This is a genomic window from Janthinobacterium sp. GW821-FHT03A03 (assembly GCF_059421435.1).
Window position 1 is genome coordinate 156,820 of the sequence record NZ_JBWKUZ010000002.1, and the last position, 19,243, is coordinate 176,062.

Consider the following 19,243-nt stretch of genomic DNA (forward strand, 5'->3'; position numbering starts at 1 on the left):
GCCCCCGATCGCAGCAGGCAGCGATCGGGGGCTGTTGCATTGCGGCAGCTTGCCGCGTCAGCCGGAAGCGCCAGCCTTACTTTTTCGAACTCAGGCGGCTCCAGGAGAACGCACCCTGTCCCTTGAAATGCCGGCGTATCTGATTGGATATCTTGCTGCGCCTGTTGACCGGACTTGACCGCATGTCCGAAAAATGTGCCTGGATCTGCTGCAATTTCTCGCCATCACCCTTGTAGGCCCAATGGACCAGTCCGTGCGGATTGACATTCAAGCCCTGTTCTTGTTGTTTTAGCCCCGAAACCAGCGTAATGAGCAACTGCGCCGCGGCGTTCTTTTTCCAGCTGCCATATACCTCGCTTTGCTCTTCCTGTGTCGAGGAAGTCATGTCGACCATCCATACCTTGGCGTTGGATTCATTCAAAGTCCGCACGACGCCCTCGACCTTCGAACCTTGCCCCTGCGCATCCGTGCCGGGCTGCGCCCTGTTCGGATTCAAGTCCGCGACGATCAGATCCGCCGTCGTATAGCCGGCCAGTGAGAAATTCTTCTTTGCATGGTCAAAGTCTTCGTAATACAGGCCAGGCTGCATCCGGCTTTTTACCCGCTCGGTCTTCGTCACGGCTTCATCACCCAGCATTTGGCTCAGCGAGGCCATGCCCGATGGCACCACTGCCTTGCCTCCCGAAACTGTCTGCCCGGATTCGCCGTCGCTGTCCTCTAACTCGCTGTCGCTGGCCTCTTCATCCCATCTGTCCAAGCCGGCATCTTCTTCCATGCGTTCATCGCTGCATTTCATGGCCCGTGCGACCGATTGGAACAAGGCCAGGCGCTGGCCGGCCACCTCATCGCCCGCCACATTCGTCTCGATGGCATTCAATGCATCCGCCGGCAACAGGTCGGGGGCGCCTAGCGTCAGCTTTTTGCCCTTGAGCGCTGCGTTTAACTTATCCGGCCGATGCAATGTCAATATCTCGGTCGCCCATTCCAGCAGGGATTTCTCCTGGCCAGCCAGGGCGAGTATATTCTTATGGTTTCTCTCGAACATGCGTCCGATGAGCGTGTTTCCCTTGGTCCCGCGTTCGACCTGGGTAAATAACAGGTGGTTTAACTTCGTTTTTTTTGTGTTATAGGATTCCAGCAGCACATCCTGCGTGGGTCCCTTTTTTCCAGGCTTCCAATACTCATAGATTTTGCTATGCTCATTCAGCGTGTCGAGGCTATGTACCGACTTGTCATTCATTAAGTCACTCAACTCTTCATGCAATTTCTGTAATCCGAGTTTCACCGGATCGACGATGCTGCGATCGATTCCAGGACTCAGGCGTATCGTCATATTCGTTCCCAGATCCCCCAGGGTCGGCGTCTGGAAACCAAAACTGCTTTTTTCCACAAGTTTCAGGCTGGCGTCCGCAATACCTGAATTACACAGGAACATCAACCGTCCCATCAGGAATTTCGTCATGCCTTTTCCCTGCCCCGCCCCGACGACCGCTTTTTTCTTGCTGCTGATTTCCTGCTTATTCCTGATATACGATTCGAGTGCCGGAAAATGAATATTCAGCGCAGGGTAATTACCATCGAAAATCAAGGTCATCAGCGGCGGTTCATTTTCTTGCGGTTCGGGAAACGTTGTCATGTGAATTTCCCCGGAAATCGACCTTTGCTTCCGTATATGCTCGTCGATATCTTTACTTTTTCCTATCGACAATTGCGCATCTGGATTCAGTGCCTCCATGACTGCCAGCCACTCATTCGGCGTGATATTCTGATAGACATCGGGAATCTCTCCCCTCTTGTTTTTTTCCTGCGGCAGTTTCTGGACCGTCATTTTAATCACGGCATTCCTGTCGCTGCGAATATAGCGCGGGTTGGCGCCGCGGCCCATCGCATTAAATATCCCATGGCGTGACAGCATTAATATCAATGCAATTTTTTTCACCGCTATTTTTTTCAGGGTTGCATGCGTCGTGACCAGTATTTTCGCTTCCTTCTCCCACAATGCGTTCGCCCTGGCCGCGCGCACTTTCACCGGCCGTAGCGGCGCCTCCTGCCTCTTCTGCTCGTCCTCTTCGTCCTCGTCTTCGTCGTCTTCGTCTTCTTCGTCGTCATCGTCTTCGTCGTCTTCCTCTTCGTCTTCTTCCTCCTCTTCGTCATCCTCGTCGGCCGCGTACTCCTCGTCGTCTTCCTCTTCTGCCTCGGCTTCCTCCACGTAATCCTCGTCGGCCGCGTCGTCGTCTTCTTCCTCCTCCTCTTCATACTCCTCTTCGTACTCCTCTTCCTCTTCGTGAGTCGCGTCCCCTTCCATGCCCTCCTCGTCGTCCTGCATCCCGTCGCTGTCTTCCTGCCCTTTTTCCTCTTCCCGCACCACTTCGCCACGCTGCGGGCGCAGGTGTTCATTGATCAGCGCCATCCACTGTGACAGCTCGCTGCTTTCCGGATTGCCATTTGTTTTCAGCCATGCCGTTGCGATTTCACCAGCTTCTTCATGCGGACCGGGATGGCGCATGCGCGCAAGTACATTCTGGCGGGAAAGCGCCTGGATGGCCGCCCGCTCCCCGGCCTTGATGACGCGCTGGACGGCGGGCAACGATCCCGGCGGCTGGAGGCTGCCCGCTTCATTGCCATGGGCCTGCCCGCCATGCAGCAAGGCACGCGCCCCCATCACGTCCGCTTCGCTTTCGAGGCCCGCATCGTCATTCACGGGCGTGCGCCCGTGCAACTGCCTGGTCGGCGCGACCCGGCCCTGCATTTGTTGCACGATATGCCAGGCTTCGTGCGGCAAATGCCTTTCCTGTCCCGGCCCCACATGAATGTCACTGCCTTGCGCATAGGCATGCGCCTGCAACTGCGCCGGCTGCTGCGAGTTGTAATGCACCCGCACATGGTCCATGCTCATGCCGGACAGGGCCTCTATGCCTGACTTCAAGCGCTCGGGCAGTCCGGCCCTGTCGGCTTCCCCCCCGCGCTGCACGTTGTCCACGGCCTGCTTCAATTGCAGCGTCCGTGGCGCCAGGTTCGCCATCTGCTGGAAATGCCGCAGCTTCGATGCCGCCGGGCCGCCCGCCAGTTCCTCCGCCTGCCGCTTCAGTTGCAGCGCCCGCGGCGCAGTGTTCGCCATCTGCCGGAGGCCCTGCGACGCCAGGGCGGCGGCGCCCCCTGCCGTCGCGGGGACGGGGTCCTGCTGCCGCTGCGCCGGGCATCCGGCCTCCACACGCTGGCGTTGCACGCTCGCCGTGCCGTCCATAAGCTTGGTATAGGTTTTCATCGTCCCGTTCTGTACTTTCCTGCGCCAGATGGCATCCGGCGCGACGGTCGCGGCTGTATTGCCCATCTGCATGCCGGGCCATGTTAACGGGATTGGCAGCGTAAAAATACGCGGATTATCACAAGATCCTCAGCGTACGGCGCGGCGCGCGGCCCTCACGGCGGCGCGGCGCGCGCATCCACGTAGGCCCAGGCCTGCATGCCCGACGCGAGCGTCACCCGCTCGCGCCGGTAGTCGGCCACCTCGTAGCCGTCCGCCTGGAGCAACTCCCCGGGCGAGACGGCCAGCACGGCGCCCGGCACGCCATCCGTCGCTGCGCCGCGCGTGGCGATCGGGTGATGCGTCTTGCCGCTGGTCGCCACCACCTGCGCGTCGTCGATGGCGAGCAGCCCCAGGCGATAGCCGGGCAAGCGGTCGGGCCGGCTGTCGAGCAGGCGCCCGAAGGTGGCCAGCTGCACCTCGGGCTGCTGCAAGGTGCCGTAGGAAAACAGGTGTTCCGTCATTTCTGCTGAAAAAGCTGCCATTGCCGCTCCCTGTCGAGGTAATGAACCGCACGCGCCTAGTGTAGATCACGTTGGCCACATCCGGTGAAGCCGGCGGTGGCTCGCTCCGCGCCGCCGCAGGACAGGCTTTGCCACGCCGTGATTATGTGTGAGTTTTTGGTAGGCAATTTCGGCCATACTCGATTGCATCGATATTCCTATTGATATTAATCAACCTCCATAAAGGTAGCTGATGCGCGTTTTTCCGGAATGCTGCTGGCTGGCGCTTACCTTGTGGGCGGGCATCGCTCATGCCGCCGAGCCGGGCGTGAGCGATACGCAAGTCCGGCTGGGCATGGTCAATGCCCAGACCGGCGCGGCCTCGGGGCTGGGCCGGGCCATGCTCGATGGCGCGACGGCCGTGTTCCAGGAAGCGAACCGGGGCGGCGGCATCCACGGCCGCAGCATCGAGCTGGTGGTGGCCGACGACGGCTACGATCCGGACCGCGCCATCAGCGAAACGCTCAGGCTGGTCGAGGAAAAACCGGTGTTCGCCCTGTTCGGCAACGTGGGCACGCCCACCACCAACGCCGTCATCCCGATTGTCCAGGAAATGAAAGTGCCGCTGGTGGGGGCGTTTACGGGCGCCATGACCTTGCGCCGCCCCGTGGTGCATGAAATCATCAACTTCCGCGCCAGTTATGACGATGAGTCCGATGCCCTGGTGCAGTATTTCACCAGCCGGGGCGTCAAGCGCTTCGGCGTGCTGTACCAGGACGACGGTTTCGGCAATGCCGTGCTCGACGGCACGGTGCGGGCGCTGCAGCGGCGCGGCATGGCGCTCGTCGCCAAGGGCTCGTTCCAGCGCGGCACGACGGCCGTCAAGGCGGGGCTGGCGGCCCTCATCGGCCACGACCTGCAGGCCGTGGTCATGGCCGGCCCCTACACGCCGGTGGCCGCGTTCGTGCGCGAAGCGGGCCAGGCCGGGCTGAAGGCGGACCTGGCCACCGTGTCCTTCGTCGGCACGGACAGCCTGCTGCAGCTGCTGGGCAAGGACGGCAACAACATTGTGATTTCGCAAGTGGTGCCGCTGCCGGAAGACCGCGCGCTGCCGATCGCCGCCGACTGCGCCGCGCTGCTGGCCCGGCACGTGCCGGCGGCCAGGCTGTCTTTCGTCAGTTTCGAGGGCTGCATTTCGGCCACGCTGATGGTGGCGGCCCTGCGCCGCGCGGGCGCCGACCTCACGCGCGAGCGCCTGATCCAGAGCTTTGAAACGTTCGACCGGCTCGATCTCGGCGGCTTGCAGGTGACGCTGGGACCAGGCAACCACCAGGCGTCGACGGCCGTCTTCCTGACCCGCATCGTCGACGGCAGGATCGTCCCGCTGGACCCGGGGCCTGGCGCCAAGTGATGCGCGCCCCGTCTTGCCTGCCAGCCGTTTTCCGTTGGAGCGTAGCGTGAAAATCAGGACCAAGCTCATCATCAGTACCACCGTCCTGCTGGCCGGCGTGGCGGCCATGGCGGCGGCCAGCCTGCTGCTGGTGAAAGGCATCGAAACCCATGTGCACGGCCTGACCGACCAGACGGTGCCGCTGTACGCGGACGTGCTGCGCCTGCGCTATACGGTGCAGGACATGGCGTCGGACTTTTTCGAGCTGGGCAAGGCGGAAGACCTGGCGCAGCTGGAACAGGTGTCGGGCAAGATCATCGCCAGTATCCGGACCGCCGAGGGCATCAGCAATGACCTGCGGCGCCATGGCGCACTGCAGGCGCCCCGCTACCACGCGGCCTTCGAGCGGGAATTCGAGCGCATGCGCGTGGCCGTGCGCAAGCGCCTGGAAAACGAGGCCTATTACAAGGCGCAGGCAACGGAGATACGCCAAGTGCTGGCGCAGATCAAGGCCGCCGCCAAGGGCGCGCGGAGCAAGATCCGCCTGGTCGACAGCCAGGCCCAGGCGACGGCCGCCGAAGTGCAGCAGCAAAGCCAGCGCCTGAACGAGAACGCCCGCTACCTGACGGATTTGCGCAAGAGCATACACGACATGCAGATCGCGCTGGCCGAAACGGAGGCCGTGAAGAGCCGTTTCCGCATCGCCCCCCTGCGCGAGCGCCTGGCGGCGGCGATGGCGCACCTGGCGGGAACCAGCGAACGCGACATCAGCCCGTCCCAGCTGGCCCTGCGGGCGAAACTGCTGGCCACGGCGCGCCAGCTGCTCGATCCCGCCGCCGGACTGCTGGCCCTGCGCGCCGGCCTGCTGGCCGAGGGCGGCGCCGGCGCGGCGCAGCAAAGCGCATATCTTGCGCTGAAGGAACAAATCAGCGCCGCGCTGGCCACCGCCCACCTGCGCCTGGCCGAGGAACTCGATCCCATCGAACTGCAACTGGCCATCGGGCGCGACCGGCTGGCCGAAGCGGGCCGCTACATGCACACCTCGGCCCGCATCGAGGACGCCAGCGGCGAAATCAACCTGGCCGTCGACGCCATCAGCATCGACGTGGGCGAAGTCATGCTCGCCACGGCCGCCGCCGACGTCACGCGCCTGGGCCGCGACATCACGCAGCGCATCGGCGCCCTGCACCGCGACATGGCGACCATGCAGACCTTGCTGCAAGGCATAGGCCAGCTGGGCCTGCTGGCCGAGACGCGCACCGTCAACACCTACCTGGACGCGGTGGAGCGCTCGGGACAGCGGCTGGTGCAGGCCAAGGGCAGCGTGCTGGAAAGCCAGGCGGCGCTGGGCGAGGTGATCGCCCACGTGCGCGCCTTCGAGCGCGAACAGGCCGCGTATTCCGCGCAGCAGGTGGCGCGCATCACCGAGCAGCAGCAGGATGCGGTGGACAAGGTGCGCTATGGCGTGCGCCATGCGTTCGTGCTGATCCTCGGCATCGCGCTGGTGCTGCTGCTGGCCTGCGTGGCGATTACCGGATTGATCAGCGCTTCCATCGCCAGGCCGCTGGCGCGCCTGTCCTACGCCATCGCGCATATCCGCGACGGCAAGGCGCTGTCCGTGCGCGTGCCCCAGCACGGCAGCGATGAGCTGGGGCAACTGATCACGGGCTTTAACGGCATGCTCGAACACGTCGAACAGCGCGACCTGGCGCTCAAGCAGGCCAAGGCCGAGGCCGACGCCGCCAACCGGGCGAAATCGGAATTCCTGGCCAAGATGAGCCATGAGATCCGCACGCCGATGAATGGCGTGCTGGGCATGACGGAATTGCTGCAGCGCACGGAACTGAGCCCCAAACAGCAGCGTTTCGTGCACACGGTCCACCGCTCGGGCGAAAGCCTGCTGAGCATCATCGACGACATCCTGGACTTTTCCAAGATCGAGGCAGGCAAGCTGGTGCTCGAACACATCCCTTTCGACCTGCGCCAGATGATAGACGACGTGGTGGCGCTGTTTGCCAACGGCATCCAGCGCAAGGCCATCGAATTTACCTGCCGCATCGCGCCCGACGTGCCGCAGCATGTGCGCGGCGACCCCGTGCGCCTGCGCCAGATCCTCACCAACCTGCTCAACAACGCCACCAAGTTCACGGAACGGGGCGAGATTTCCGTCGACGTCAGCTGCCCCGCCACCGGCCGGCTCCGGCTGGAAGTGAGCGACACGGGCATCGGCATGGCGCCGGCAGCGGCGGCGGCCGTCTTCCAGCCGTTCCGCCAGGCCGACAGCACCACCTCGCGCAAATACGGCGGCACGGGACTGGGCCTGGCCATCATCAAGCAGCTGGCGGAGATGATGGGCGGCAACATCGTGCTCAAATCCGTGGCGGGCCAGGGTTCCAGCTTTGCCGTGACTGTCGGCGTGGGCGAAGTGGCGCAGGCGGAAGCGCCGCCGGCGCCCCCGCCGCGCGCCGCGCTCGACGCCTTGAGCGTGCTGATCGTCGACGACAACGCCACCAACCGCAATATCCTGCTGCAGCACGCGATCGAATGGCGGATGGCCGCCGCCAGCGCCGCCGACGGCGCGGAAGCGCTGCGCCTGCTGCAAGCGGCGCTGCGCGGCGCGCACCCGTTCGACCTGGCCATCATCGACCTGCGCATGCCGGTCATGGACGGCCTCGAACTGCTGCGCGCGATCAAGGCAGACGCCGCCATGGCGGCGCTGAAAATCATCATGCTCAGCTCACTGGACGCCTCGGCCGACCTGCGCCAGGTGACGGCGCTGGGGGTCGAATACTGCCTGACCAAGCCCGTGCGGGCGCTGGAGTTGCGCCACTGCATAGAAGCGGTCGGCGGCGTCGGCACGCCGCCGGCGCCTGCCGCAGGCGTGCCGCCCGGCCTGCCACCGGCGCCGGAGGCGGTTGCCGCTGGCCAGGCGCCGCTGCGCATGCTGCTGGTGGAAGACAATGCGATCAACCAGGAAATCGCCCTGGCCATGCTGGAAGAAACCGGCTATCTGGCCACGCCGGCCGACAACGGGCGGCGCGCGCTGGCCCTGTGGCAGCATCAGCCCTTCGACGTGATCCTGATGGATTGCCAGATGCCGGAAATGGATGGCTTCGAGGCAACCCGGCGCTTGCGCCGCATGGAAAGCGAGCAAGGCCGCAGCCGCACGCCCATCATCGCCCTGACGGCCAATGCCATCCTGGGCGACCGCGAACTGTGCCTGGACGCGGGCATGGACGACTACCTTGCCAAACCGTACACGCGCGCCGCCCTGCTGGCCGTGCTGGCGCGCTGGCGCCCGGCGTCCGCCGCGCCGCCGGCCGTGACGGCGCAGGCGACCCCGCCCGCGGCGCCCGGCGCCATCCTCGACGCCGGCGCCCTGCAAAACCTGCGCGCCATGCGCCGTCCCGGCCGTCCCGACGTGCTGGGCCGCATCATCGACCTGTTCCACAGCGATGCCCCGCGCCTGCTGGGCCAGCTGGAAGTGGCGGCCGGGGCCAGCGACGCCGGGGCGCTGCAGCTGGCCGCGCACACCTTCAAGTCCAGCTGCGCCAACGTGGGCGCGCTGGGCCTGTCGGCCACCTGCCGTGAAATCGAAGAATATGCGCGCGCCAATGACGTCGGCAGCGCGCTGCGCCATATCCGCGGCATCCAGCAAGAACTCGACCGTGTCCTCGCCGCCCTGGCCATTGAAAAGGAAGCCATATGAATCCCGCCCTCCCCCCGCAAGCAATGATCCTGGTGGTCGATGACGACACCATGACGCGCATCCTGGTGACCGAAGCGCTGGAGCCGGAAGGCTTCCGCATCGAGGAGGCGGCCAGCGGCCAGGAAGCGCTGGCCGCCTTCCAGCGCGTGGTGCCGGACCTGGTCCTGCTCGACGTGGCCATGCCCGGCATGAGCGGCTTCGAGTGCTGCGCACAGCTGCGCCGCCTGCCCGGCGGCGCGCACGTGCCCATCGTCGTGCTTACCGGCAACGACGACGACGCCTCCATCAAGCAGGCGCTGGAAGCGGGCGCCAGCGACTTTATCTCCAAGCCGATGCAGTGGCGGCTGCTGGCGCACCGGCTGCGCTACCTGCTGCGGGCCAGCCGCGCCTTGAGCGACTTGAGCCGTATCCAGGAAAGCCTCAGCCACGCGCAAGCGCTGGCCCGCCTCGGCAACTGGGAGTACCGGGTCGCCGACGGCGACGGCTACTGGTCGCCCGAGCTGCTGCGCATCCTGGGCCTGGAAAGCGACACGGGCCCCACCAGCTTCGAGCGCCTGCTGCAGTGCCTGCCGGAAGACCAGCGCCCCCTGCTGCTCGACGCCTTCATGGCGCTGCACGCCAGCGGCGCCGGCTACAGCCTGGAGCACAAGGTGCGGCAGCCGGGCGGCGCCGAGCGCATCGTCTTCCACCAGGCCGAGGCCGTGCGCGAAGGCCGCCAGGTGCTGCTGATGCGCGGCACCGTGCAGGACATCACCGATCGCAAGCTGCAGGAAATGCGCATCGAATACCTGGCCAACCACGATGCGCTGACGGACTTGCCCAACCGCCAGCTGCTCAACGATCGCACCGGCCAGGCCATCGCCCACGCCCGCCGCACGCGCCTGCACCTGGCCACCCTGATGCTGGACCTCGACCGTTTCAAGTTTGTCAACGACAGCTATGGCCACCCGGTGGGCGACGCCCTGCTGCAGGAAGTGGCGCGGCGTCTGCAGCACGCGGTGCGCGAGGGCGACACCGTGGCCCGCCAGGGCGGCGATGAATTCGTCATCCTGCTGACGGACTTGCCCGACAGCGGCACGGCCGAGGAGATCGCCAAAAAGGTGCTGGCCGTGTTCGCCGAGCCCTTTGTGCTGGGCGAACACACCCTGCACGTGAGCACCAGTATCGGCGCCAGCCTGTATCCGTCCGACGGCGACAGCGCCGACATGCTGCTCAAGACGGCAGACGCGGCCCTCTACAGCGCCAAGGACAAGGGCCGCAACGGCTACCAGTTCTACAACCACAAGATGGGCGTGCTGGTGGAAGAGCGGGCCGAGATCGAGCACGCCTTGCACCAGGCGCTGGCGCAAGGCGAGCTGGAATTGCATTATCAGCCCAAGGTCGATCTCACCAGCGGCAAGGTGTACGGCATGGAAGCGCTGCTGCGCTGGCGCCGGCCCGGCATCGGCCTGGTGCCGCCGGAGCGCTTCATTGCCCTGGCCGAGGAAACGGGCATGATCGTGCCCATCGGCGAATGGGTGCTGCGCACGGCCTGCGCGCAGCTGGGCGTCTGGCACGCCTACGGCTTTGCGCACCTGACGATGGCCGTCAACGTGTCGGCGCGCCAGTTCCGCCAGGTCGACATCCCGCAACTGGTGCGCGAAGTGCTGGCCGACAGCGGCCTGGCGGGCGGCAGCCTGGAACTGGAGCTGACGGAAAGCGTGCTGATGCAAAACCGCGACCTGGTGGTGCTGGCGCTGGAGCAGCTGAAGGAACTGGGCGTCACCCTGTCGCTGGACGACTTCGGCACCGGCTATTCCAGCCTGTCCTACCTCAAGCAGTTCCCCATCGACGTGGTGAAGATCGACCAGTCCTTCATCCGCGACGTGACCGACAGCGTGGACGGCGCTTCGCTGACCCGCTCCATCATCGCCATGGCCAAGTCGCTGCACCTGACCACGGTGGCCGAGGGCGTGGAAACGGAGGGGCAATTGGAATTTCTCAATACCAACCGCTGCGACGCCATGCAAGGCTATTATTTCAGCCGCCCGCTGCCGGGCGCCGAGATGGACAAGCTGCTGTATGCGGGCACCCATTTGCCGCCAGAAAGTTGCCACCCAGAGACTGCGCAGCGCGTGCTGCTGCTGGTCGACGACGAGGAGCATATCCTGTCCGCCCTGCGCCGCTCGCTGCGCAAGGAAGGCTACCAGATCCTCAGCACCACCAAGCCGCAGGAAGCGCTGGAACTGGTGGCCGCGCATGCGGTCGGCGTGATCCTCACGGATGCGCGCATGCCGGGCATGTCCGGCAACGAACTCTTGCGCCGCATCAAGGGCGTCTACCCGGAAATGGTGCGCGTGATGCTGTCCGGCTATCCGGAACTGCATTCCGTCACGGCGGCCATCAACGAAGGTTCCGTGTACAAGTTCATCACCAAGCCCTGGGATGAAACCCTGCTGCGCGACCATTTGCGCGAGGCCTTCCTGCGCTTCGAATCGGGCGTGCAGCGCCCGCCGCTCGGCCCCCATGGCATCGAGGCCGGCAACCGCGCCGCCTGACCGGGGCCGGGCCAAGCCGTGGGCGTAAGCGCGGCGGCGACGCCTGGCGTGCGCGCGGTAGTATATGATGGCGCCTGGAGCAGAGACGATGGAAAGGTTGGCGGCGCACCATGACAACAATAGGCGGGCGATTGCGGCAATGCGGGATCGATGGGGCGCAGGCGGATGCCCTGGAGCACGATAGTGCGAACAAGAAATACGACCGCTTGCTGCGGCAGTTGCTGCTGCGGGGCCTGTGGGCCGACGTCGTCGATGAAGACTTGCCGCAGCCCCGGTGGATCGCACGCTGGCGTGAACTGGGCGGGTCCGACTTTCCCTTCATCAACTCGCCTGCCCTGCAGCGCCTGCTGGACGCGGGCGTCGACGTGCACGACCTGACGGACGTCGTGCGTTCCGCGCAAGTGTTGACGATCTACAATATCGCCCAGCTGATCGACGAGCCCTGCCGCGACCTCGGCTACGACCTGGAGGCGACGCCGGACGTGCAACTGGCGTACATGGCGGACGCCGGCGCGCCGCACCGGCCCGGCAGCCTGCACGACGGGCTGGAGGAAGCGGACCCGGCGGGCCGCCACGGCCAGCCCCGCACGCTGGAACTGCGCCAGTTCGGCGGCTTGCCGGACGACCTGCGGGCGCAGCTCAGCGACTTGCTGGCAAAACAGGCGTGGTCGCAGGCGGCCGTGCTGTGGAAGCGCGCCGTGGGCGGCGAGCTGGCGCACTGCCTGGCGGCCATGCGGCAGCTGGCGCGCCAGCTGTAGCGCATAGTATTACCAGTAGCCGAGCACCTTCCACCACGCGGTGCCGACGACGGCAAAGATCAGCAGTTCCACCACGCACATGATGAAGCCGACCCGCCACCAATTGCCCATCGTCACGAAGCCGCTGCCGAAGATGATGGGCGAGGTGCCCGTCGCATAGTGGGTCAGGGTCATCATGATGGCCGAGCCGGCCGTCATCATCAGCATGAAGGGCACGTGGTACTCGGCCGGGATCAGGTGCAGGCCCACCGTCAGGAAGGCCAGCAGCATGGCGCTGATGTGGGCCGTCGTGCTGGCAAAGAAATAATGCGAAAAGACAAACACCAGCACGAGCACGCCGGCGATCGGCAGCCAGTCCATGCCGCTGGCGACGATGGCGCCCTTCATGCCGGCCGAGAACCAGGCGATCACGCCCGTTTTATTGAGCTGTTCAGCCATCATGACGAGGGCGCCGAACCACACGAGGGTATCCCAGGCGCTCTTTTCCGACAGCACGTCGTCCCAGTCGATGGTGCCGGTGATGATCAGCACGAACAGGCCGACGAAGGCGACCACGGTCGCGTCGAGCGAAAACGCGGGGCCGAACAGCATGGCGGGTACGTTAGCCCACAGCAAGAGCAGCAGGCCGAAGGTGCCCAGCATGACTTTTTCCGGCGGCGACAGCGGGCCCATGCTTTTCAGCTGGGCCTTGGCGTAGGTGACGGCGTCCGGCGTGGCCTTCAGCTGCGGCGGCGACAGCCAATAGATAATCAAAGGCATCAGCAGCAGGCAGACCAGGCCCGGCAGCAGCATGCACAGGGCCCAGGTGGTCCACGTCAGGTGGAAACTCTGGCCGCTGGCCTTGGCCACGAAGTCGACCACCAGCGGGTTGGGCGCCGTGGCCGTCAGGAACATCGCCGAGGTGATCGGATTGGCGTGGTAGTTGACGAGAGCCAGATAGGTGCCCACCTTGCCTTCCGTGCCCTTGGCCGGGTCCGAATCGAAGGCGTTGGCAATCGATTTCATGACGGGATGGACGATGCCGCCGCCGCGTGCGGTGTTACTGGGCGTAAATGGCGCCAGCACCAGTTCGCAGATGGCCAGGCCATAGCCGATGCCCATGGTGCGCTTGCCCAGCAGCGAGATGAACAGCAGGCCGATGCGGCTGCCCAGCCCCGTTTTCTTGAGGCCGCGCGATATCAAAATTGCCACGACGATCAGCCAGATCAGGGGATTGGCAAAGCTGCTCAGGGCATCCGTGATGGCGCCCTTGGACGAGCTTGCCGTCACTTGCGACAAGGAAACAATCACGATGGCCATCATGGCCATCACGCCGATGGGCATCACTTTTAATATGATCGCCAGTATCGTGGTGAGGAAAATCGCCAGCAAGCCCCAGGCCTTGGGCGTCAGGCCGTCCGGCGCCGGCAGCAATAGCATGCTCACCAGCAAGACCGTGCAGATCAGGGCCGGCACGAGCCGGAATGGCACGGCTTCCTTGAAATGCAGGAACATTTCGCGCACTGTTTTATACATCTTCATTACCTTTCGCTGTGGGTCGGGCATCGCGGCGGCCGGAATCGTGCACGCAGATTCATGGGCTGCGGGCACGACAAACCGCGCCCGCAAGATGACAGATGCCCAACAATTCTGTTCGGCAATATCATACACGGCGGGCGGCCCCGCCCCCCGCCCCATTCGGCGCGTCCGTGCCGCCGATTGCAAAATCGTTGACCTGCGCGCGGCATCGCTCACATAATCGCCCTCATGCCGCCTTACCAAAGAGGAAACCATTGCAAGCACGCAACCATCATATCGACGCCCTGCGCGGCGCCGCCATCCTGTGCGTGCTGCTGCTGCACTTCGCGCTGGCCTATGGCTTGAAGAACAGCCCGCTGTCGGCCTTGCCGGGCTGGCTGTTGAAAGCCGCCTACCAGGGCAATTACGGCGTCACCATGTTCTTCGTCATTTCCGGCTACCTGATCACCGCGACCTCGCTGCGCCGCTGGGGCGACCTGGCGCGCATCGACCTGGCCGCGTTCTATGCCTACCGTATCGCCCGCCTGGTGCCCGCGCTGCTGCTGGCCCTGTCCCTGATCGTGCTGCTCGGCGTGCTGGACGTGCCCTTCTTTGCCAATTCGGACGGCGGCAAGGACTTGCCAGCCAGCTATTTCGTCATCGCCGTCGCTTCCGTGCTGACCTTCTGGCACAACGTGCTGATGCAAAGCGCCGGCTATTTCAATTACTGCCTGAACGTCTACTGGTCGCTGTCCGTCGAGGAAATGTTTTATCTGCTGCTGCCCCTGTCGTGCCGCCTGCTGCGCCGACGCCTGGCGATCATGCTGCTGTGCGGCGCCGCCATCGTCGCCGGCCCCGTCTACCGCAGCCTGCACGCGGACAACGAGATTTACTTCATGTACGGCTACCTTGCCTGTTTCGACGCCATCGCCATCGGCTGCCTGACAGCCCTGCTGACCCAGCACCGTCAGCCCGGTGCGCGGGCCGGGAAAATCCTGCGCCGGGCGGCCGGCCTGGCCCTGGCGGCCGTGTACGCGCGCGGCATCGGCGGCCATGAAGTCTTTGGCTTTTGCGCCATCGCGCTGGCCAGCGCCGCCTTCATCGCGGGCGCCACGGCGGTCCCGGCGGCCGCCCAGGGCCGTCCCGGGCCGCTGCAATGGCTGGGACGCCACAGCTATGAACTGTACCTGTTCCATATCATCGTGCTGGCCGGCATGCGCAACGTTATCGACAAGGCGGGCCTGGGCTACGCGGAACGGCTGCCGTGGCTGGCGCTCTTCCTGGCGGCGACGGCGCTGGCGGCCGCCCTCGTGGCCCGCTACGTGTCCGAGCCCGCGAATGCCGCCCTGCGCCGGCGCTGGCGCGGCGGCGCCACGGCCGCGCCGGCACGCGCCGGCGGCAGCCATGGCGCGGCGCCCTGAAAAAGTGAGCCAGGTCAAGAGTCCGCATGCCGGCCGTGCGTTTCAGGGGGAATTCCAGCCCGATCTTGCCAACCGCACTATAATGTCGGCACCGCGTGCGGCAGCAATGGCGGCGATAGACGGTAACAATTTCGTGTGGACGCCAGTACAATAGCGGCTGGGCCTACACAGGGTTTCACTTTTGCCAGCAGTTGCCAGCAACTAACCATTTTTTTGACCAGCCAACAAATACTATGAGTTCGATGAATGAAGAGCGCGTTTTAAGCGTGCACCACTGGACGGATACCCTGTTCTCCTTTACCACCACGCGCGACCCGTCGCTGCGTTTCTCGAATGGCCATTTCACGATGATCGGCCTGCGCGTGGACGGCAAGCCCCTGCTGCGCGCCTACAGCATCGCCAGCGCCAACTATGAAGACCACCTGGAATTTTTCAGCATCAAGGTGCCGGGCGGCCCCCTGACGTCGCGCTTGCAGCACTTGCAGGTGGGCGACACCGTCATCGTCGGCCGCAAGCCGACGGGCACCCTGGTATCCGATTACTTGCTGCCAGGCAAACGCCTGTACATGCTGTCGACGGGCACGGGCCTGGCGCCCTTCCTCAGCATCGTGCGCGATCCGGACATCTACGAGCGCTTCGACCAGCTGATCCTCGTGCACGGCGTGCGCCAGGTCGATGAACTGGCCTACCGCGAGCTGCTGGAAGAGCACCTGCCGCAGCATGAGTTCCTGGGCGAGATGGTCAGCGACAAGCTGCGCTACTACCCGACCGTGACGCGCGAGGATTTCCGCAACATGGGCCGCATCACGCAACTGATCGAGAACGGCAAGCTGGCCGAAGACCTGGGCTTGCCGGCGCTGAACCCGGCTGAAGACCGCGTCATGATCTGCGGCAGCTCGGACATGCTGCGCGACCTGAAGGACATGCTGGAAGAGCGTGGCTTCAAGGAAGGCAACACCTCGACGCCAGGCGACTTCGTCGTCGAGCGCGCGTTCGCCGAGAAGTAATCCGCACCGCTCCGGGGGCCCGGTCCCGCCGCACCTTGCGGCGGCGCCGGGCCCTCTGCGTTTCAGCGCGCCAGCGCCGGCGCGCCGCGCTGGTACTGCAAGCCGTTCATGAAGCGCTGCACGGGCGCAAAAGTGCTGCTGAGGATATCGTCATGCGGCGCGTAGTAGCGCGTCTCGATCTTCAGCAGGCCCAGCACGGTCGCGTCGAGCTTGTCCGTCTGGTAGGGCCGGCTTTCCAGCGCCGCGCGCGCCGCCTGCGAGGCGCCCAGCGGCCGGTTACTCCAGATCAACATCGGAATTTCATAGCCGCTCTTGTCGGAAGCGGAATGGCCGGCGTGGTTGCGGCTGTAGCCCACCTCCTGGCCATGGTCGGAAACGAACAGCAGCGAGGCGGCGCGGTCCGTCTTGGCTTGCTCGGCCAGGCTGATCAGCTTGCCCAGCACATAGTCGCCGTAGCGGATGGCGTTGTCGTACGCGTCGCGCTGGCGGCGTATCCACGCGGACCTGCCCTGGCTGGCCATCTGCGCGCTGACGGCGTCGCGCGCCTGGCCGAAATGGGCAAAGCGGCTCGGGTAGCGCATGCCATAGCTGGGATGGGCGCCCAGCAGGTGCACGACGATCAGCTTTTTGGGCGCCGCATCGCACAGCGCCTGCTCAAACGGCTGGAACAGGTTGCCGTCAAAATTGTTTTCGCCGCGCCCAGTGCCGTAGTTGATGAAATCGCTTTCATCGGCCTCGCCCGCCAGCAAGCCGATCCAGCCGTCGTTGCGCGCCTGGTTCGACACCCAGAAGGTCTTGTAGCCGGCCGCCTCGGCCAGCATCAGCAGGTTCGGCTTGGCCATCCACGCGTGGGGATTGCCGAGATCGGCCGGCGTGAGCATCGTCATCATCGATTCCACCGTGCTGGACGCCGGTGAAATCACGTCATTAAAGACCAGCAGCTTCGAACGCATGGCGTCGAGCCGGGGCGTGGTCGCGCGCGCATAGCCGTACAGCGACATCGAGGCGCGGTTGGTGCTCTCGCCGATCACCAGGATCACCGTGCGCGCCCGCTCGCCCGCATAGCGCACCTGCCAGTCCAGCGGTGAGCTCATCTTTGTTGCCAGTGCCTGCTGCATCGCTTGCATGGCGGCCAGCTGTTCGCTGTACTGCTGGTAGCGCAGCGGCCAGAACAGGAGCGGATTCTCGCGCCGCATGGTGGTATTGACATGCAGCATCAGCAGGAACGCGGCCATGAAGGCGGCGGCGCCCTTCTGCCAGCGGCCCGGCGCGGCATGCGACGGCGCCAGCCGGCGCCGCAGCAGGCGGTCGGCCAGCAGCACGGCCGCCGTCACTCCCACGAACCAGCACGCCGCCTGCGCCAGGGCTGCGCCGTTATGCACGAAAAACTCGGCCGTCTCCGCTTGATCTGTCGCAAACATCGCCTGTAAAACGGCAGCGGCATTGGGCCGCATGCCAAAATAGGCGCGCAAGAAGCCCTTTACGGCGGCGTCCAGGTAAAACACGGGCGCGACGATGCGCAGCAGCCAGGCGGCCGCGCCGTCCGGCAAGCGCCACGCGTGCAGCACGCCGCCTATGCCCAGAAGGAAGGCGGCCAGCAGCACGCCCAGCTTGAGCAGTTCGTTGGCGCTCAACTGGCCGGAACAGTAGAAAACCAGCAGGCCGGCAATGCTGGTCAGGACGCGGTAAAACAGGATCGGCATGGAGGCGGCAGAGAATCTGGTGGGCGTTGTAGGGGATGGCATGGCGTGGCCCGCGCGGACGCGGCCCGCGATTGTAGCCCAAGTCCCTGGCCACTTGCATCATCATTTCATGCTGGCAAAATGCATTTGCAGGCGCCGGGCCTGCATGCTCCTGACAGAAACTGTCAGTGCCTTTTATTATAATTTCGCCATGCGGAGGCAGCCGGCCCCCGCCACACCGACCAACCCGAGACAGGACTTGCCATGACACGTGCCATCACCATACTTACCGAGAACTTCGCCGACTGGGAAACCGCCCTGTTCAACTCCACCGCCCGCCTGTACTACGGCTTCTACACGCAGTTCGCCACGCCGGGCGGCCAGCCCGTGACCTCGTCCGGCGGCATGCTGGTGACGCCGCAGCTGGCGCTGGAAGAGATTGCGCTCGATGAACTCGACTTGCTCATGGTGTGCGGCGGCAGCAGCTGGCAAAGCGGCAAGGCGCCCGATGTGAGCGCCCTGCTGCGCGCCGCGCGTGCGCGCAATATCGTGCTGGCCGGCATTTGCGACGGCACCCGCGTGCTGGCGCAGGCGGGCGTGCTCGACACTGTCCGCCACACCTCGAACGGCGCCGCCAACCTGGCCGATACCGGCTATGCGGGCGCCGCCCTGTACCAGGACGTGCCCTGGGCCGTGGCCGACCAGGGCGTCATCACGGCGCCCGGCACGGCCCCCGTCAGCTTTACGCGCGAAGTGCTGCGCAGCCTGGGCATCACCGACGACAACCTGCACGCCTACCTGGCCATGCACGGCGCCGAGCACGGCCAGCCCGGCTAAGGGAGTCCGCCCGGCACGCCAGCGTCGATTTCCAGGACGTCGAACGGCCGATGGTATGAACGATGGGCCGCCGGATCGATGAAGCGGCCCGCAAAGCCGCCGGCGCCGGCGGCGTCGCAGTCGAAGCGCCTGTCCGCCGTATCGAGCATGCGTTGCCAGAAGGCATTCCTGCGCGCGATATTCGGCACGGACGCGGGATAGAAAGCGCCGTGCGCCATCTGCCTGACCTGCCGTCCCGCCGCATCGACCTGGCGCACCGTCGCGTCCTTGCTGCTCAAGCCGCCCGTCAGCCGCATGGGCAGCAGGCCGGCGGCGTCCAGCGCCCGGTGGATGCGCGACCAGATCATGGTGCCGATGCCGCACTGCGTCAAGGCTGGCGGCAGCTGGAAGTCGATGATGCGCAAGACCATGCCCTGACTCTGCGTATGGCCGAAGCTGTCACTGTAGTCATGGCTGGCGCGCGCCTGCGACGGCTGCGCCGCGTCCGGGTCCGTATACGCGACAGTCACGCCGACCTTGCCGCACGTAGTCGTGCGGTTCCCGCCCACGCATTCCCAGTCGAGCCTGACGCGGATCTCCACGGGCGCCCGGCCCTGCGCAAACACCAGCCGGCAGGCGGACACGCTGGACGACCTGACGAAAGCGCTCATCGTGCATT

12 protein-coding genes are annotated in these 19,243 nt (G+C 65.2%); 7 read left to right on the forward strand and 5 right to left on the reverse strand.

The window, feature by feature from the left end; genetic code table 11:
• Positions 1–76: 76 nt before the first annotated feature.
• Both AC07VI_RS07250 and AC07VI_RS07255 read right to left on the reverse strand, forming a co-directional pair.
• Positions 77–3,331: an eCIS core domain-containing protein gene (locus AC07VI_RS07250; RefSeq protein ID WP_492994220.1), complete on the reverse strand. Its 3,255-nt coding sequence runs from the start codon at positions 3,329–3,331 to the stop codon at positions 77–79.
• An 89-nt stretch (positions 3,332–3,420) separates the two neighbouring features.
• Positions 3,421–3,789 (reverse strand): gamma-glutamylcyclotransferase family protein, encoded by a 369-nt coding sequence (locus tag AC07VI_RS07255; protein WP_099374459.1) that lies wholly within the window; start codon positions 3,787–3,789, stop codon positions 3,421–3,423.
• Between the two features lie 211 nt (positions 3,790–4,000).
• Here AC07VI_RS07255 and AC07VI_RS07260 point away from each other — a divergent pair, with 211 nt between their 5' ends.
• From AC07VI_RS07260 to AC07VI_RS07275, 4 genes are all read left to right on the forward strand, one after another.
• Positions 4,001–5,158, forward strand: a complete 1,158-nt coding sequence (locus tag AC07VI_RS07260) for an ABC transporter substrate-binding protein (RefSeq protein WP_226935660.1) — start codon at positions 4,001–4,003, stop codon at positions 5,156–5,158.
• Between the two features lie 46 nt (positions 5,159–5,204).
• Positions 5,205–8,846: a response regulator gene (locus AC07VI_RS07265; protein WP_193068861.1), complete on the forward strand. Its 3,642-nt coding sequence runs from the start codon at positions 5,205–5,207 to the stop codon at positions 8,844–8,846.
• The gene (locus AC07VI_RS07270; RefSeq protein ID WP_086148494.1) at positions 8,843–11,383 is read left to right on the forward strand and encodes an EAL domain-containing protein; all 2,541 of its coding nucleotides are present in this window, start codon (positions 8,843–8,845) and stop codon (positions 11,381–11,383) included. The genes AC07VI_RS07265 and AC07VI_RS07270 overlap by 4 nt, the downstream gene beginning before the upstream one ends.
• Before the next feature lie 110 nt (positions 11,384–11,493).
• Entirely contained in the window at positions 11,494–12,141 is a 648-nt protein-coding gene (locus AC07VI_RS07275; RefSeq protein WP_139842683.1) for a hypothetical protein, read from the forward strand.
• A 9-nt stretch (positions 12,142–12,150) separates the two neighbouring features.
• Here AC07VI_RS07275 and AC07VI_RS07280 read toward each other — a convergent pair whose 3' ends face one another.
• A complete protein-coding gene (locus AC07VI_RS07280) occupies positions 12,151–13,656 on the reverse strand; it encodes a DASS family sodium-coupled anion symporter (protein ID WP_086148496.1) in 1,506 nt (501 codons plus the stop codon).
• Between the two features lie 257 nt (positions 13,657–13,913).
• On the opposite strand from AC07VI_RS07280, the gene AC07VI_RS07285 reads away from it, so the two are divergent.
• Positions 13,914–15,059 (forward strand): acyltransferase family protein, encoded by a 1,146-nt coding sequence (locus AC07VI_RS07285; RefSeq protein ID WP_492994225.1) that lies wholly within the window; start codon positions 13,914–13,916, stop codon positions 15,057–15,059.
• Between the two features lie 233 nt (positions 15,060–15,292).
• Positions 15,293–16,066 carry a ferredoxin--NADP reductase gene (locus AC07VI_RS07290; RefSeq protein ID WP_086144606.1) on the forward strand — a complete coding sequence of 258 codons (774 nt, stop codon included), beginning with the start codon at positions 15,293–15,295 and terminating at the stop codon, positions 16,064–16,066.
• Positions 16,067–16,128: 62 nt separating this feature from the next.
• On the opposite strand, the gene AC07VI_RS07295 is transcribed toward AC07VI_RS07290, so the two are convergent.
• A complete protein-coding gene (locus AC07VI_RS07295) occupies positions 16,129–17,811 on the reverse strand; it encodes a phosphoethanolamine transferase (RefSeq protein ID WP_492994227.1) in 1,683 nt (560 codons plus the stop codon).
• Between the two features lie 201 nt (positions 17,812–18,012).
• Here AC07VI_RS07295 and AC07VI_RS07300 point away from each other — a divergent pair, with 201 nt between their 5' ends.
• Positions 18,013–18,585 (forward strand): type 1 glutamine amidotransferase family protein, encoded by a 573-nt coding sequence (locus AC07VI_RS07300; protein WP_492994229.1) that lies wholly within the window; start codon positions 18,013–18,015, stop codon positions 18,583–18,585.
• Here the strand turns inward: AC07VI_RS07300 and AC07VI_RS07305 are convergent.
• On the reverse strand, positions 18,582–19,235 hold the full coding sequence (locus AC07VI_RS07305) for a hypothetical protein (RefSeq protein WP_086144603.1): 654 nt from the start codon (positions 19,233–19,235) through the stop codon (positions 18,582–18,584). The genes AC07VI_RS07300 and AC07VI_RS07305 overlap by 4 nt on opposite strands.
• Positions 19,236–19,243: the final 8 nt, after the last annotated feature.

What these genes read in the sequence shown, in the direction of transcription:
- AC07VI_RS07270 (WP_086148494.1), top strand. Translation starts at nt 8,843, where the DNA reads ATGAATCCCGCCCTCCCCCCGCAAGCAATGATCCTGGTGGTCGATGAC.
- AC07VI_RS07250 (WP_492994220.1), bottom strand. Translation starts at nt 3,331, where the DNA reads ATGGGCAATACAGCCGCGACCGTCGCGCCGGATGCCATCTGGCGCAGG.
- AC07VI_RS07280 (WP_086148496.1), bottom strand. Translation starts at nt 13,656, where the DNA reads ATGTATAAAACAGTGCGCGAAATGTTCCTGCATTTCAAGGAAGCCGTG.
- AC07VI_RS07275 (WP_139842683.1), top strand. Translation starts at nt 11,494, where the DNA reads ATGACAACAATAGGCGGGCGATTGCGGCAATGCGGGATCGATGGGGCG.
- AC07VI_RS07255 (WP_099374459.1), bottom strand. Translation starts at nt 3,789, where the DNA reads ATGGCAGCTTTTTCAGCAGAAATGACGGAACACCTGTTTTCCTACGGC.
- AC07VI_RS07290 (WP_086144606.1), top strand. Translation starts at nt 15,293, where the DNA reads ATGAGTTCGATGAATGAAGAGCGCGTTTTAAGCGTGCACCACTGGACG.
- AC07VI_RS07300 (WP_492994229.1), top strand. Translation starts at nt 18,013, where the DNA reads ATGACACGTGCCATCACCATACTTACCGAGAACTTCGCCGACTGGGAA.
- AC07VI_RS07295 (WP_492994227.1), bottom strand. Translation starts at nt 17,811, where the DNA reads ATGCCATCCCCTACAACGCCCACCAGATTCTCTGCCGCCTCCATGCCG.
- AC07VI_RS07305 (WP_086144603.1), bottom strand. Translation starts at nt 19,235, where the DNA reads ATGAGCGCTTTCGTCAGGTCGTCCAGCGTGTCCGCCTGCCGGCTGGTG.
- AC07VI_RS07260 (WP_226935660.1), top strand. Translation starts at nt 4,001, where the DNA reads ATGCGCGTTTTTCCGGAATGCTGCTGGCTGGCGCTTACCTTGTGGGCG.